Genomic DNA, 13,616 nt, shown 5'->3' on the forward strand with positions numbered 1-13,616 from the left:
CCCAAAACCCCCGGGAAAACGGAAGAAAAAGGATGCAAAATTTGAAACCAGCTGTAAAAACCAGACCACACCACGGGGTGGCACAATCCAGTCAATTCAACCAATTAATAATAAATTGGTATCAACAAACTTGGCACACTATTGAGTTCTCAAACAACAGACACACCCGGCACCACCACAACCAACATCCAGCCAGTCGCAGCTCGCTCCGGAGCAACTTCCCAAACTTACCTGAACTCAAGACTCAAAGCAAATTAGCGTTTCCGCGATCTGCCGGTCATCGAGACCATCCCCGCCTTCACACAGCACGCCAAGTGGCGAACCGTTTTTCAGGCTGTTTAGAAGGGGTTTTGGCCGCCTTCGGTAACCAGCGTCTCGCCGGCCCCCTCTCGGCGACTTAGAAAACAATACACCCACTTTGGCTTCACCGCAAACCCTCCCCCGTATGGCCGCCAAACCCCGCCAATCCGGGCCAAAACCGGCACCCGAGGCACTTTCCGGGGCGCCGACGTCGTACTTGGATTCTGTGTGCTGCATCACCGCACGGATCCAGGGGGAACACCCGAGCGGTTAAACGCAAGAAGGGCCGGCAACCGTGAGGTTGCCGGCCCTTCCTAGACCACTGGCATCAGCAGTGCTGGCTTAGCAGCAGTGTTGAATTACCAGGAAGACTTGGTGATGCCCGGGAGCTCACCGCGGTGAGCCATGTCGCGGAAGCGAACACGGGAGATACCGAACTTCTGGAAGGTACCGCGGGGACGGCCGTCGATGATGTCGCGGTTACGCAGACGTACCGGGGAGGCGTTGCGGGGCAGCTTCTGCAGGCCGAGGCGTGCAGCTTCGCGTGCTTCGTCGGTTGAGTTGGGGTCAACCAGGGCCTTCTTCAGTTCGAGGCGCTTTGCAGCATAGCGCTCGACGATGACTTTACGCTGTTCGTTCTTAGCGATCATTGACTTCTTAGCCATAGTGCTTAGCGCTCCTCTCGGAATTCGACGTGCTTACGGATGCGGGGGTCGTACTTCTTCAGAACCATGCGGTCCGGGTCGTTACGACGGTTCTTGCGCGTGACGTAGGTGTAACCCGTGCCAGCGGTCGACTTGAGCTTGATGATCGGACGTACGTCCTTGTCCTTTGCCACTAGAGCTTCACTCCTCGTGCCAGGATGGCGGCTACGACAACGTCGATGCCACGTACGTCGATGGTCTTGATGCCACGTGCAGAGACCTGCAGGGTGACATTACGGCGCAGGGACGGAACCCAGTAGCGCTTCTTCTGGATGTTCGGGTCGAACCGGCGCTTGTTGCGGCGGTGCGAGTGCGAAATGCTGTGTCCAAAGCCCGGCTCGGCTCCGGTCACCTGGCAGTGTGCTGCCATGACGACTCTCCTCATGAAAATAAATGAAACGGTCCGCAGAGTTCCGCGTCCCGTGCGACAGGCGGCGTCCGCATCCAGCGTCCACATCAGGATGTCCGCAGGCGTGGACAGTCGGCGAAAGCCGGCTGTTTCCGTCCTTATGGGCGAACATGAGTGGCCACGAGTACCGGGCAGCGGAATCCACTGCGAAGTACCGGGATGCTGGGCGAATACAGGAGTGCACGCAACTTGAGCCCCTAACTACCGGCCTTGAGGACTGTCAAATTGAAGGACAGATCCCGCCAACCGGAGCAATTGCACACGCTCCGCGCCACCTAGCGCCTACCAAGTCTACGAGCTTGACTAATTAAAGGCCAATCGGGTAGCCGCGGTTGCCCGCCGCGGGTGTATAAGCGCTCAGGCCTCATCGTTCGAGGGCGCCTTGCTGAACATCTTTCACAGGTCACATCCGAGCCGCAGTCTTTTCACAGCAGAACGAAAGCAACGGGCCGCAACGTTGAAGCATGAACACACAACTCCTCCCGGCGCTGCCCGCCGGATCCCGGGACCCGGGTAAGGGCCCGGGCAGTTTCACGGCGCGGCACCGCCGGCGCCTGGTCCGTGCGGACCTGCTGACGACGGCGGCCTGGGCTTCCATTGCGGCCGCCGTGGCGTTGTGGCTGGCCGACGGCGGCGCAACCGGATTCTCGACACCCGCCGGAGCCTTCACCGCCTTGGGCGTTGTAGCCGGGCTGGCCGGCATGGACCTTGTCCTCCTGATGCTGCTGCTGGCGGCACGGGTTCCGCTCATTAACCAGACCGTGGGCCACGACCGTGCCCTGGAATTCCACCGGAAGCTGGGCAAACCGACGCTCTACCTCCTGCTGGCGCACGGCATCCTGATCGCCACGGGCTACGGCCTGGCCGAGGGGCTGGATCCGTTCAGCGAAGCGGTGTCCCTGTGGGTGCTGGTGCCGGACATGTGGCTGGCCTATATTTCCATGGCACTCTTCATCGCAGTTGTGGTGACGTCACTGGTTGCCGTCCGCCGGCGCTTTCCCTACGAGTTCTGGTACGCCGTGCACCTGCTGACGTACGCCGCCGTCGTCACTTCACTGCCCCACCAGTTCAGTGTGGGCGGGCTGTTCGCCGAGGGTACCTGGCAGCGCTGGTACTGGCTGGCCGTATGCATCGCCACGGGTGTGGCGCTCCTGCATTACCGCGTCCTGGAGCCGCTTGTCGCAACATTCCGGCATCAGCTCACCGTCAGCCGCGTGGTCCAGGTGGCGCCCGGTGTGGTCAGTATTGAGATGCACGGGCTGCGGCTCAACGAGCTGGCCGGAACCGGCGGGAGGTTCTTCATCTGGCGCTTCCTGGCTCCCGGCCTGTGGTGGCACCCGCACCCGTTCAGCCTCTCCGCCGAGCCGCTGCAGTTCGATGCGTCAGGGCGGGGCTTGTTGCGGATCACTGTCCGCAACCTAGGGCGGGGATCTGCCCAGCTTGCAGCGCTGAAGCCCGGGACGAAGGTCGCGGTGGAGGGACCGTACGGGATTTTCAGCACTGCGGCGCGCAGCCGGGACAAGGTGGTGATGATCGGTGCCGGCATCGGCATCACGCCGCTCCGCGCCCTCCTGGAATCGACGCCTTTCGCACCGGGAGAAGCCACCGTGATCCTCCGGGGCCGCAGTGAGCAGGAACTGTACCTCGGCGACGAAATCCTGGAACTCGCCCGGAACCGGGGCGCCACCGTGTTCCATCTGACGGGCGCCCGCTCGGCCCGGCAGACGGGAAGCTGGCTCCCCGGCAGTGCCACCGACGCCGGCTATCGGCTGACGGATTATGCCCCCGACATCGCCGGCGCGGACGTCTATGTCTGCGGCCCGGCGGCGTGGGCACGCAGCGTCCTCGACGATGCCCGCGCCGCGGGTGTCAGGGAAGAGCAACTCCACTACGAAAGGTTTGACTGGTGAGAATACGGGCAGCAGTATCAGCGGCACTCGCCTCCGCGGGCATCCTCCTTGCCGGGTGGCAATCAGGAATCCATGTGGAGAACGCGGGGAGCGCCGCGGCCGGTACGTCGGCCGGGACCACCGGGACCGCCGGCGCCGCGGGTTCCTCCGGTTCTTCGAGCTCCAGTTCGGGAACCAGCGCCGGATCAACGACTGGATCGACCGGATCCGGCGCCACCGGGACAGGCTCGGGCGCGGCCGCAGAACCCACAACCGGTGCCGCCGCTAAGGCCGGCGGGACCTACGCCGGAAGCGTGGTCCAGACCCGTTTCGGCGCAGTCCAGGTCCAGATCACCGTGAAGGCAGGGGCGATCACCGATGTGGAGGCCCTGCAGCTGACAGATGACGACCGCAAGTCCATCCAGATCAGCAACCGGGCGGCGCCGCTCCTTAAGGCTGAAGTCCTCGCCGCCCAGTCAGCCGACGTCCAGACCATCGGAGGCGCCACTGTCACCAGCGACGCCTACCTGAGCTCCCTCCAGGCGGCCATCGATGCAGCGAATCTCTGATCACCGAACCCCGGCTGAACCCCTGCCGCTGAGGCCTGCCGCGTTGCGGGCCAGGACCTTCAACTGCATGGGGACAGTGGTCAGCCTGACCCTTCCCTCAACCTCCGGCGCGGACGAGCTGGTAGCGGCCACCGCCGTCGTCGAACAGCTTTTCGCGGGGCTGGACGAGGCGTTCAGCCTCTACCGCCCGGACTCGGAGGCCAGCCGGATCGCGCGGGCCGAAATCATGTTGCCGGATGCGTCCGAGGACATGCGCCGGCTTTACGCCGACGCCGCGGGCTGGCGGCTGGTGACCGAAGGAGCCTTCACCCCGGAACGGCCCGACGGCGTCCTCGACCTCTCCGGGATCGTCAAGGGACATGCCATCCAGGAGGCGGGCACATCCCTGCTGGCGCTGGGCCTCCGTGACTGGTGCCTGAACGCCGGCGGCGACGTGCTTGTCCATGGATCGCCCGCACCGGCGAGCGCGGGAGACGGGACCACGGAATCCGGCTCCCCGGCACCTGGGTCCGGTCAGCCGTGGCGGGCAGGGATTGTCGATCCTGCGGACCGCCGCACCCTGATTGCCGGTTATCCGCTGGGCGGCCGCCCGGAGGCGAAGCTGGCGCTGGCGACCTCCGGTTCCGCCGAACGGGGGGACCACATCTGGACGGCTGGCGCAGGGCGCGGATCGGGCCGCGGGTCGGGCACCGTCGCAGGCGGCGGCCGGGCAGCTCCGGCGTTCCGCCAGGTTTCCGTCGCGGCGGCGAACATCGTGACTGCTGACGTGCTGGCGACGGCGATTGTGGCCGGCGGGCTGCCAATGCTGAACCGCGCCACGGACGGCTGGGACATCGAAGTGCTGGCAGTCCGGACCGGCGGCGAACTGCTCGCGACGCCGGGCTTCCGGCGCTAGCTGGCGCCGCGATCCCCGAGAGGTCACGCCGTCCCTTTGGGGGTCACGCCGTCCGTCAGCCGTCCCCGGCGGGGTCAGAGGCGGGTGAGGTGGCGGTACCGCGGCTGGAGACCGTCGCCCGAGGACTTCCCGGTGACCCGGCGGACCACCCAGGGTCCCGCGAACTCCCGCACCCAGCGCGCATTCGCCCGGATGGCGTCGGCCCGGCTCAGTTCAGGCACAGGAGTCATCGGCGGCACATCGATGGAGTGATCGTGCTCCAGTACCGTCAACACCCGCTTAGCCATGTTCGCGTGCCCGGCGGCGGACATATGCATCCGGTCCTTGGCCCACATACCCCAGTCGTAGTATTCGCTGAAGCGCCAGTAGTCCACCAGCAGGGCGCCGTGGTCGCCCGCGATGCCGCGCACCAGCTCGTTGTAGATCGCTGTACGGCCGCGCATCGTGCCGAAAACCTTGGAACCCCGTGCGTCAAAGCCCGTGAACATCACCACGGTGGCGCCGGTGGCACTCAGCTTACGGATGCCGGCGTCGTACTCCGCCAAAAGGTCGTCAATGTCGATCTTGGGTCGGAGGATATCGTTGGCCCCCGCATAAATGGTCACCAGCGTGGGTTTAAGTTCGACGGCGGCATCCACCTGCTCTGCCATGATCTGCCGGAGCTTCCGGCCCCGGATGGCGAGGTTGGCGTAGCCGAAGGACGGGTCCGCGGCGCTGAGCTGCTCAGCCACCCGGTCCGCCCAGCCCCGGACTCCATTCGGGCGGGACGGGTCGTCATCGCCGACGCCCTCCGTGAACGAATCCCCAAGGGCTACATAACGGGCGGAAAAATCCATATCGATAGTCTGCCACCCCGTTGCCGGGAGCAACAAAGCGGCGGCTGCCCGTGGATCCGTCAGGCCGGTCAGGACTCCCGCAGGATCCAGTGGTCGGCATCCAGGCGGCCCACGATTTTCTCCCCGATCCGGGCAAGGTCCGCGACGTCGCGCTCAGTCAGGGCATCGAGGAGCAACGACCGGACGGCTTCCACGTGGCCGGGCGCCAGCTCCACGATGGTGGCCATGCCGGCGTCGGTCAGGTGGGCGGTGGTCACGCGTGCGTCGCGCGGATGCGGGCGGCGTTCCACCCAGCCGCGGTTCTGCAACTTGGTGACCACGTGAGACAACCGCGACAGCGAGGCGCTGGTCCGGGCGGCGAGCTCGCTCATGGGAAGGAAGCGGCCTTCCGCTTCAGAGAGCATGGCGAGTACGTTGTAGTCGAAGAGGGAGAGCTTGCCCGCTGCGTGCATTTTGGTGTCCAGTGCCGCCGGCAGCAAGGTGTTGATGCTCAGTTGGGCAAGCCAGGCGCGGCGCTCATCGGCGTTGAGCCAGCGGGGTTCGGTCATGAATACATCCTAAGAGAAAAAATCATTGACAGTTCAAGCCACGGCTGTCCGAACGGGAGGAGGCGTCATGACGGACATCACGATCATTGGCACGGGCAACATGGGGGCCGGCATCGCCGCCCGGGCTGCCAGCGCAGGCCGCAGCATCCAGATCCTCAGCCGGGATGCCGTGGCTGCCTCCGCGCTGGCTTCCGCAATGAACGCCTCCGTCGGAACTACCGGGAAGGAAATCGAGGGCAGCATCGTTATCCTGGCCACCCATTTCGAGGTGTCCAAGGAAATCGTCAGCCGCTACGGCACGGCGCTGGACGGTAAAACGATTGTGGACATCTCCAACCCCGTGAACACGGAAACTTATGACTCCTTGACCGTGCCCGCCGGAAGCTCCGCAGCCGAGGAAATCCAGGCGCTGGTTCCCGGCGCGAACGTGGTCAAGGGCTTCAACACGGTCTTTGCCTCCACCCTGGCTGCCGGGGAGGTGGCCGGGCAGACGCTGGATGTCCTGCTGGCCGGTGATTCCAACGAGGCCAAAGCCGCCGTCGCCAGCTTCATCAACGATTCCGGTTTACGTGCCATCGACGTGGGGCCGCTGCGCCGCGCGCGGGAGCTGGAGGCCTTCCAGCTGCTGGTGGTGGGGCTCCAGCGCGGCGACGCCCACCCCGGGTACAACTGGAACAGTGCGCTCAAGCTCCTTCCTTAGCCGCCCCGGGCCGGTCCGTGGTAACTCTCGCGAGGACGATTCTGGAACGGGTAGGCTGACCGCATGTACGTAGTCTCCCTGACTTACAAGGTCCCCGAAGAGATCGTCGATTTTCACCTCAAAGCCCACGTTGAGTGGCTTCAGGATGCTTTCGACCAGGGCATCTTCATTGTCGCCGGCCGGAAGATCCCGCGCACCGGCGCACTGCTGCTCTCCAACGCGGACCGCGCCAGCCTGGACGCGTCACTGGTCAAGGACCCGTTCTACACGAACGGGGTGGCTGAGTTCGACGTCGAGGAATTCCATGCCGGCAGGGTGGCTCCGGGCTTCGAAAACCTGCTGGACAGCTAGTTCTCCCGGGGTGCCGACCCGGGCATCTTCTTTACGAGTTTCTTCAGCCCGCCTTTCCGGGGCACTCTCACCGGTTCAGGCCAACGCGGGCTGAGCCTATCCCCGAGGGTCACGCCGCGGAGCTTGCGTCCAAAAAGCGGAAGCACCCAGTCGCGCACCCAGCGGCGTTGCAGCTGTTCCCACTCCCGCAGGCTCAGTTTGGACGGCGGATCCCATTCCAGCGGGCTGATCTTATGCGGCACGCCCAAATGGTCCAGGACCTGGGCGGCGAGGTATTTGTGGCCGGCCTTGGACATGTGCAACCGGTCGGAATCCCACATCCGCCGGTCGTGGAACGCATCGAAGCACCAGTAGTCCACCAGCACGGTGTTGTACTTGGCGGCGATTTCCCGGACGCGGCGGTTGTAGGCGGTATTGCGCTTCCTCAAGGGCTCCAGGACAGCGGACACCTTGACATCGAACCCGGTGAACAGCACCACCGTGGCGCCCGTGGCGGCCAGCCGGGCCACGAGGTTTTCGTACTGGGCCATGAGCACATCCACATCGGTGCCGAAATCGAGGATGTCGTTGCCCCCGGCGTACAAGGTCACCAGCGTGGGTTCCATCGCCAGCGCCTGTTCCAGCTGTTCGTCGATGACGTGGCGAAGCCTCTTGCTGCGGATGGCGAGGTTTGCGTACTCCCAGCCCGGTTCTGCCTTGGCCAGCTTCTCGGCCACGCGGTCGGCCCAGCCGCGCACCCCGTTGGGCAGCCGCTTGCTCCGGTCCCCCACGCCTTCGGTGAAGGAATCCCCCAAGGCAACAAACCGCCGTCGCCCTCCCCGGTCCGGAAGTAAAGGAAATGAACCCATCCCCGCACCCTATTCAACCCAAAAAGCCGTCAGGGAAAGGGAGGGTTAACCGGAGGTGAGATGAGGCACCGCCGGCGGCGCTGCTTTGCATGGAGCGCATCGCCGACAGGAGCCGAGTAAGGCCGCCAGCGGCCGAACGAGGCGAAGGGAGGTGTCTAAGCGACTGCAAAGCGGCGCCGACGGCGCACCAAGCCAACCAAAGGAACTAAAGCTCCGCTTTGCCCTGCCGCCAGTACCCCATGAAGGCGACCTGTTTGCGGTCGATCCCGACGTCGCGCACCAGGTACCGGCGCATCTCCTTGATGACTCCCGCTTCGCCGGCAATCCAGGCGTAGAACGGCATGGCGCCTGCGGGCATTCCGGGGTTTTTCGTGGCAGCAATGGCTGCGGTTTCCATCCTCGCGGGCGTCTCCCAGAGGATGTCCTGGTCCACGTCCACGTCTTCCGGTTCCGGACCGGCCCCGCCGGACACGGCCTTTATGCCCACCCAGCCCGGCTCGGGAACAGCGGCGCGGACGGCCTCCTGGAGCAGTTCACCGTGCGGTCGCGACCGTCCGATCGAGGCGCCGCGCGCCAGCCAGGTGATTTCGACGTCGGCGTCCGACTTCAGGTCCAGGAAGTCGCCGGCTTCGGGGACCTCAAGGAATGCGTGCCCGCTCATGTACGGCGGGAGGCTTTCCAGGATCGCGCTGATGGCGGGAACAGCGGTTTCGTCGCCCGCGAGAAGCACGCGCTGGGCCAGGCCCGGCCGCCATTCAATGCCGGAATAGATCTCGGCCGTGACACAGTGTGCGGCCCGGTTGTTGGGGCCGATGATGGTGAGGGCGTCGCCGGGTTTGGCGTTCAGTGCCCAGTTGGCGGCCGGTCCCCCGTTGCCCTCTGCGTCGAAGTGCATCACGAAATCCACGTCGATCTCGGGGTAGACGGCGTCTAGCCGTTCCTGCCGGACGGTGTAGGTCCGCATAGACCCTCGCGTCGCCGGGTCCATGGCGAGCCATTCCCGGTACCAGCCCGACTGTTCCATCTGGAAGACCGGCAGGGGCAGCTGGGTGCCGTCCGCGGCAAGGGACGGGATCATCAGCTTCACCCGGAGGTCCAGGGTGCCGCCGTGGACGCCGAAATCGCGCAGGGAGTAGCCGCCGAAGGTGATGCGGCGGAAGTTGGGGCTCAGTTCCTGCACGGCGGTGACCGTCACGTTGAACGCCAGGGTCATGGGTTCGGTGGTGGCAATGTCACGGGTTTTCATGAAACGAGCTCCAGTTCAGTTGCAGTGGTGTGGTGCCGGCCGAGCGGAATGATCAGCGGCGTGCCGGAAACGGGGTCGGGAAGCACCCGGGACTCCAGGCCGAAGACGTCCCGGACCAGGTCTTCGGTGACCACATCGGTGGAGGCACCCTCGGCCACGATCCGGCCGCCCTTCATGGCGATCACGTGGTCCGCATACCGCGCGGCGAGGTTCAGGTCGTGGAGGACGATGGCGACGGTGGTGCCGCGCGTGCGGTTGAGGTCCGTGATCAGGTCCAGCACCTCCACCTGATGGGCCAGGTCAAGGTAGGTGGTGGGTTCGTCCAGGAGCAGCACGTCGGTCTCCTGAGCTAGGGCCATCGCGATCCAGACGCGCTGGCGCTGGCCGCCGGACAGTTCGTCCACGTTGCGCCCGGCGAGGTCCAGCGTTTCGGTGGCTTCAAGCGCGCGCTGCACGGCGGCGTCGTCGTCCACCGACCACGACCGGAAGAAGCCCTGGTGCGGGTACCGCCCGCGTCCCACCAGGTCGCGGACCGTGATGCCGTCCGGGGCGGTGGGATGCTGGGGCAGGAGGCCCAGGGTCCGGGCAACGTCGCGGGCGGAGCGGGCGTGGATGTCCTTGCCGTCCAGTGTCACGACGCCGGCCGCCGGCTTCAGCAACCGGGACAGTCCGCGGAGCAGCGTGGACTTGCCGCACGCGTTGGCGCCCACGATCATGGTCACTTTGCCTTCGGGGATCTCCGCCTGCAGCCCTTCAACCACAGTGCGCTGGGCATACTTAAGGGTGAGGTCCGTGGCGCGTAGAACAGCCATTTCAGGCATCCTTTCGGTTGGAAGTGACCAGCAGCCACAGCAGGAACGGGGCGCCGAGTGCGCCGGTGATAACGCCTACCGGCAGGACGGTGCCGTCCAGCAGCAGCGGTGCAATGTTTGCGGCAAAGTAGTCCGCGGACAGCACGATCAGTGCCCCGACGAAGGCCGACGCCGGGAGACTGGCTTTCGCAGTGAAGCGGCGGGCGATGGGACCGGCCAGGAAGGCGACGAACGCAACCGGACCGGCTGCCGCCGTCGCCACTGCCGCGAGTGCCACGGCGACGACCACCACGGCCAGACGGGTGAAACCGACCCTGATGCCGAGACCGGCGGCGGCGTCGTCGCCCAGTTCCAGGATGCGCAGGGGTGCGGACAGCGCGGCGGCGGCCGGGACGAGGACCAGGAGCGCAAGGGCCAGGAAGCCGGCGCGGTCCCAGCTGGCGGAGTTGAGGGAGCCGTTGAGCCACACCAGGGCGTCGGCGGCGGTGCGGATGTCTGCCCGCGTCATGAGGAAACTGACCAGGGCGTGGAGCGCGGCGGCTATGCCCACGCCCGCCAGGATCAGCCGGCTGCCGGCAGCATTGCCGCTGTTTCCGCCGCCCGATCCCAGGGAGCCGCCGCGGGAAATGGCGTAGATGAGCGCGGCGACACCCAAGGCACCGGCCAGGGCGGCACCGGAGACCGCGGCGCCGGACGCACCGAAAACGACGATGGCCGTGACGGCGGCGGCGCTGGCCCCGTAGCTGATGCCGATGACATCCGGGCTGGCAAGCGGATTGCGGAGCATGGTCTGGAAGAGGCCGCCGGCGAGGCCGAACGCGGCACCGATCATGGTGCCGATCACCGCCCGGGGCAGTTTGCTTTCCATCACGATGAAGCTTGCGCCGGGGATTTTCTGGCCGCCGGTGAGGTGGGCGAACAGGATCTTGAAGAAGTCGGGGATAGTCACGGTGTAGCTGCCCAGCAGCACACTGACGGCGAACAGGACCACGACGGCGAACGCCAGGACGGCGGTCCGGTTCAGCGCGATCCGGTTCAGCACGGTTGTGGTCAGCACACCAGCGCGAACGGGCAGATAATGCCCTGTTTTCGCGGTTTTGAGGGCATTATCTGCCCGTTCGCGCCCGGCACCGCGCTCAGCAACAGGCCCGGCGCCGGGGGCGTTGTCACCGAGTTCGCGCCCCACGTGGGCCAGGTCAGACCTGCTCACAGCCCGGCCCCCTTCCCGCGGCGGACAAGCCACACGAAGACGGGGGCGCCGACGAGGGCCGTCATGATGCCTGCCGGGACTTCGCCGGGCAGGAGGACCACGCGGCCCAGGATGTCGGCGGACAGCAGGAGCACCGGCGCCAGGACGAGGGAAAACGGCAGGATCCAGCGGTAGTCGGGGCCTGTGAGGAAGCGGACGGCATGGGGAATGACGAGCCCCACAAAGCCGATCGGTCCGGCCAGTGCCGTGGCGGAACCGCACAGCAGCACGATGCCCAGGGCGGTGATGCCGCGGACCAGGCCCACCCGCTGGCCGAGCCCGCGGGCTATGTCGTCGCCCAGTGCGAGGCTGTTGAGGATCCGGCCCGTTGCCAGCACGATGCCTGCGCCAAGAATGAGGAACGGCACCCCGGGCAGCACCACGGACCAGTCGCGCCCGGCAATGCCGCCCACCTGCCAGAACCGGAACCGGTCCAGGGTGTCCTGGCTCGAGACCAGGATGACGTTCATCAGCGAGTACAGTCCGGCGCTCAGGGCGGCACCGGCGAGGGCGAGCTTCACCGGCGTCGCACCGTCCCTGCCCAGCGAGGCGACCAGGTAAACGAGGGCGGCGGCCGCCGCAGCGCCGATGAACGCGAACCAGATGTAGCCGGTCAGCGAGGAGATTCCAAAGACGTAGATACCGGTGACCACGGCCAGCGCGGCTCCGGCGTTGACTCCCATGATGCCGGGATCGGCCAGCGGATTGCGGGCCACTCCCTGCATGGCGGCGCCCGCCAGGCCGAGAGCCCCGCCGGCAAGCAGGCCCAGGACAGTGCGCGGGATGCGCGCGTGGACCACCGCGTGGTCGCCGTTGGCCGGATCGAACCGGGCCAGCGCCTCCCACACGGTTTCGAGGGGAAGTCCGCGGGCGCCGACGGCCAGCGATACTGCAGAAACAAGAACAAGTACGACGACGGCGGCCAGCAGCCACGCGGCCCGCTTCCCGGCAGCGCGAACGGGCACTTGCGGCCCTTTACCGGCCGCAGCTTCGGCCGCTTGCGGGGCCTCAAGTGTCCGTTCGCGCTGGGCGGGACGGCTGGAAGGCGAGCTCAACGCATGGTTCGGACCCGCCGCCGTCGTCGTACTTGTTGTCATAGCGGGGTTCTTACTTCACTGCATCCGCTGCGCTGGCCAGCTGCGGCAGGAACGTGTCCAGCGACCACGGCAGGCTCAGGGGCGATGACGCCGAGATGGACAGCGTGAGCGTGTTGTCCGAGTCGGCCACCAGGGCACCGTTCTTGATGGCCGGGATCTGGCCGAGCAGGGGGTCGGCCTTGATGGAATCAGTGTTGGCGGCGTCAGGGACCCAGGTTACGAAGATGTCCGATTCGAGCTCGTTGGCCTTTTCAGCGGACCACGGGATGAAGAATTCCTTGGAGCCCTTCGAGTTCTCCTCCACAACGGGAGCCAGCGTCATGCCGATCTCCGAGAGGAAGCGCGGACGGTTGTCGTTGGCCGTGTAGACGTTCACGCCGTCGCTCTTGGCAGGTTCCAGGTTGCCGTAGATGAAGCTCTTGCCGGCCAGCTGCGGGTACTTGGAGACCTTGTCCTTGATGGTGGCCTCGGTGTCAGAGACCAGCTTGGCGGCCTCCGCTTCCTTGCCCAGGGCCTTGCCGATGATGCTGGTGGAGTCCTGCCAGGACGTGCCGTAGGCGATTTCGGGGTGGGCGACAACCGGCGCGATTTCGCTGAGCTTCTTGTAGTCCTCTTCCGTCAGGCCGGAGTAGGCGCCCAGGATGACGTCCGGGTTGAGCTTGGCGATCTCCGTGAAGTTGATGCCGTCCGCCTCGGAGAACTGGACCGGCGCCTTCTCGGTGCCGAAGCCGGCGCCGAGCTCTTCCAGCTTGGCGTCCTTCCACGGCGTGGAGCCCTTGTCGTTGCCGCCCCACTCATTCTTGGGAACGCCCACGGGAACAACGCCCAGCGCGAGTGCGACGTCGTCGTTGACCCAGGACACCGTGACGACACGCTGCGGCTGGGACTCGATGGTGGTCTCACCGAAGACGTGCTTGATGGTGACAGGGAACTGCGAGCCGGCAGACTGGCTGGCCGCTGCGGTGCCGGCGCCGGATGCCGCCGGTCCGGTGGAGCAGGCGGAGAGCGAAAGGGCGGCGGCGGCCAGGACGGCCGTTGCCTTGCCGGCGGTCTTGAGCAGCAGGCGCCGGGACGGGCCGGCGGCCAGGCCGCTGCGGCCGGGGCCGGAGAAGAGGGGGGAAGTCACGGAACTCCTTAGGTCAATGATGCGAACCCAAGTAAGG

General features: G+C 66.1%; 16 protein-coding genes. 5 read left to right on the forward strand and 11 right to left on the reverse strand.

The genetic code is table 11. The features are described 5' to 3' along the window. Positions 1 to 659: 659 nt before the first annotated feature. Genes rpsN through rpmB form a run of 3 tightly spaced genes read right to left on the reverse strand, consistent with a single transcriptional unit; the run spans position 660 to position 1,374 of the window. A complete protein-coding gene (gene rpsN / locus WMN78_RS05485) occupies positions 660 to 965 on the reverse strand; it encodes a 30S ribosomal protein S14 (protein ID WP_043485315.1) in 306 nt (101 codons plus the stop codon). Positions 966 to 970: 5 nt separating this feature from the next. Continuing rightward, positions 971 to 1,138 (reverse strand): 50S ribosomal protein L33, encoded by a 168-nt coding sequence (gene rpmG / locus WMN78_RS05490; protein ID WP_011693743.1) that lies wholly within the window; start codon positions 1,136 to 1,138, stop codon positions 971 to 973. Then, positions 1,138 to 1,374, reverse strand: a complete 237-nt coding sequence (gene rpmB, locus WMN78_RS05495; RefSeq protein WP_011693744.1) for a 50S ribosomal protein L28 — start codon at positions 1,372 to 1,374, stop codon at positions 1,138 to 1,140. Before rpmB ends, rpmG begins: the two co-directional genes overlap by 1 nt. A 503-nt stretch (positions 1,375 to 1,877) precedes the next feature. Here rpmB and WMN78_RS05500 point away from each other — a divergent pair. The 3 genes from WMN78_RS05500 to WMN78_RS05510 all read left to right on the forward strand — a co-directional run bounded on the left by WMN78_RS05500 (position 1,878) and on the right by WMN78_RS05510 (position 4,766). Then, positions 1,878 to 3,323 carry a ferredoxin reductase family protein gene (locus tag WMN78_RS05500; RefSeq protein WP_340532507.1) on the forward strand — a complete coding sequence of 482 codons (1,446 nt, stop codon included), beginning with the start codon at positions 1,878 to 1,880 and terminating at the stop codon, positions 3,321 to 3,323. Next, positions 3,320 to 3,871 carry an FMN-binding protein gene (locus WMN78_RS05505; protein ID WP_340532509.1) on the forward strand — a complete coding sequence of 184 codons (552 nt, stop codon included), beginning with the start codon at positions 3,320 to 3,322 and terminating at the stop codon, positions 3,869 to 3,871. The genes WMN78_RS05500 and WMN78_RS05505 overlap by 4 nt, the downstream gene beginning before the upstream one ends. A gap of 67 nt (positions 3,872 to 3,938) precedes the next feature. Further along, positions 3,939 to 4,766: an FAD:protein FMN transferase gene (locus WMN78_RS05510; RefSeq protein WP_340532591.1), complete on the forward strand. Its 828-nt coding sequence runs from the start codon at positions 3,939 to 3,941 to the stop codon at positions 4,764 to 4,766. A 74-nt stretch (positions 4,767 to 4,840) separates the two neighbouring features. Here the strand turns inward: WMN78_RS05510 and WMN78_RS05515 are convergent, their stop codons facing one another. Further along, a complete protein-coding gene (locus WMN78_RS05515; protein WP_340532510.1) occupies positions 4,841 to 5,602 on the reverse strand; it encodes an SGNH/GDSL hydrolase family protein in 762 nt (253 codons plus the stop codon). Positions 5,603 to 5,670: 68 nt separating this feature from the next. Further along, on the reverse strand, positions 5,671 to 6,150 hold the full coding sequence (locus WMN78_RS05520; protein WP_340532511.1) for a MarR family winged helix-turn-helix transcriptional regulator: 480 nt from the start codon (positions 6,148 to 6,150) through the stop codon (positions 5,671 to 5,673). Positions 6,151 to 6,217: 67 nt separating this feature from the next. Between WMN78_RS05520 and WMN78_RS05525 the strand changes: the two genes are divergently transcribed. Together WMN78_RS05525 and WMN78_RS05530 are read left to right on the forward strand one after the other, a co-directional pair. Then, positions 6,218 to 6,850, forward strand: a complete 633-nt coding sequence (locus tag WMN78_RS05525) for an NADPH-dependent F420 reductase (RefSeq protein ID WP_340532512.1) — start codon at positions 6,218 to 6,220, stop codon at positions 6,848 to 6,850. A gap of 63 nt (positions 6,851 to 6,913) precedes the next feature. Then, positions 6,914 to 7,201, forward strand: a complete 288-nt coding sequence (locus tag WMN78_RS05530; RefSeq protein WP_307052215.1) for a YciI family protein — start codon at positions 6,914 to 6,916, stop codon at positions 7,199 to 7,201. On the opposite strand, the gene WMN78_RS05535 is transcribed toward WMN78_RS05530, so the two are convergent. The 6 genes from WMN78_RS05535 to WMN78_RS05560 all read right to left on the reverse strand — a co-directional run bounded on the left by WMN78_RS05535 (position 7,198) and on the right by WMN78_RS05560 (position 13,579). Next, positions 7,198 to 8,049, reverse strand: a complete 852-nt coding sequence (locus tag WMN78_RS05535) for an SGNH/GDSL hydrolase family protein (RefSeq protein WP_340532514.1) — start codon at positions 8,047 to 8,049, stop codon at positions 7,198 to 7,200. The two genes, WMN78_RS05530 and WMN78_RS05535, sit on opposite strands and share 4 nt — an antisense overlap. A 205-nt stretch (positions 8,050 to 8,254) precedes the next feature. Then, the gene (locus WMN78_RS05540; RefSeq protein ID WP_340532515.1) at positions 8,255 to 9,295 is read right to left on the reverse strand and encodes a siderophore-interacting protein; all 1,041 of its coding nucleotides are present in this window, start codon (positions 9,293 to 9,295) and stop codon (positions 8,255 to 8,257) included. Next, the gene (locus WMN78_RS05545) at positions 9,292 to 10,107 is read right to left on the reverse strand and encodes an ABC transporter ATP-binding protein (protein ID WP_340532516.1); all 816 of its coding nucleotides are present in this window, start codon (positions 10,105 to 10,107) and stop codon (positions 9,292 to 9,294) included. Before WMN78_RS05545 ends, WMN78_RS05540 begins: the two co-directional genes overlap by 4 nt. 1 nt (position 10,108) lies before the next feature. Beyond that, positions 10,109 to 11,182: a FecCD family ABC transporter permease gene (locus WMN78_RS05550; protein WP_425341118.1), complete on the reverse strand. Its 1,074-nt coding sequence runs from the start codon at positions 11,180 to 11,182 to the stop codon at positions 10,109 to 10,111. Positions 11,183 to 11,313: 131 nt separating this feature from the next. Then, complete coding sequence (locus WMN78_RS05555) at positions 11,314 to 12,453, reverse strand: FecCD family ABC transporter permease (RefSeq protein WP_340532517.1); 1,140 nt, start codon at positions 12,451 to 12,453, stop codon at positions 11,314 to 11,316. A 10-nt stretch (positions 12,454 to 12,463) separates the two neighbouring features. Continuing rightward, positions 12,464 to 13,579 (reverse strand): iron-siderophore ABC transporter substrate-binding protein, encoded by a 1,116-nt coding sequence (locus tag WMN78_RS05560; RefSeq protein ID WP_340532518.1) that lies wholly within the window; start codon positions 13,577 to 13,579, stop codon positions 12,464 to 12,466. Positions 13,580 to 13,616 lie beyond the last annotated feature (37 nt).

This window comes from Arthrobacter oryzae (assembly GCF_037911235.1).
Taxonomy (GTDB): Bacteria; Actinomycetota; Actinomycetes; order Actinomycetales; family Micrococcaceae; genus Arthrobacter; species Arthrobacter oryzae_E.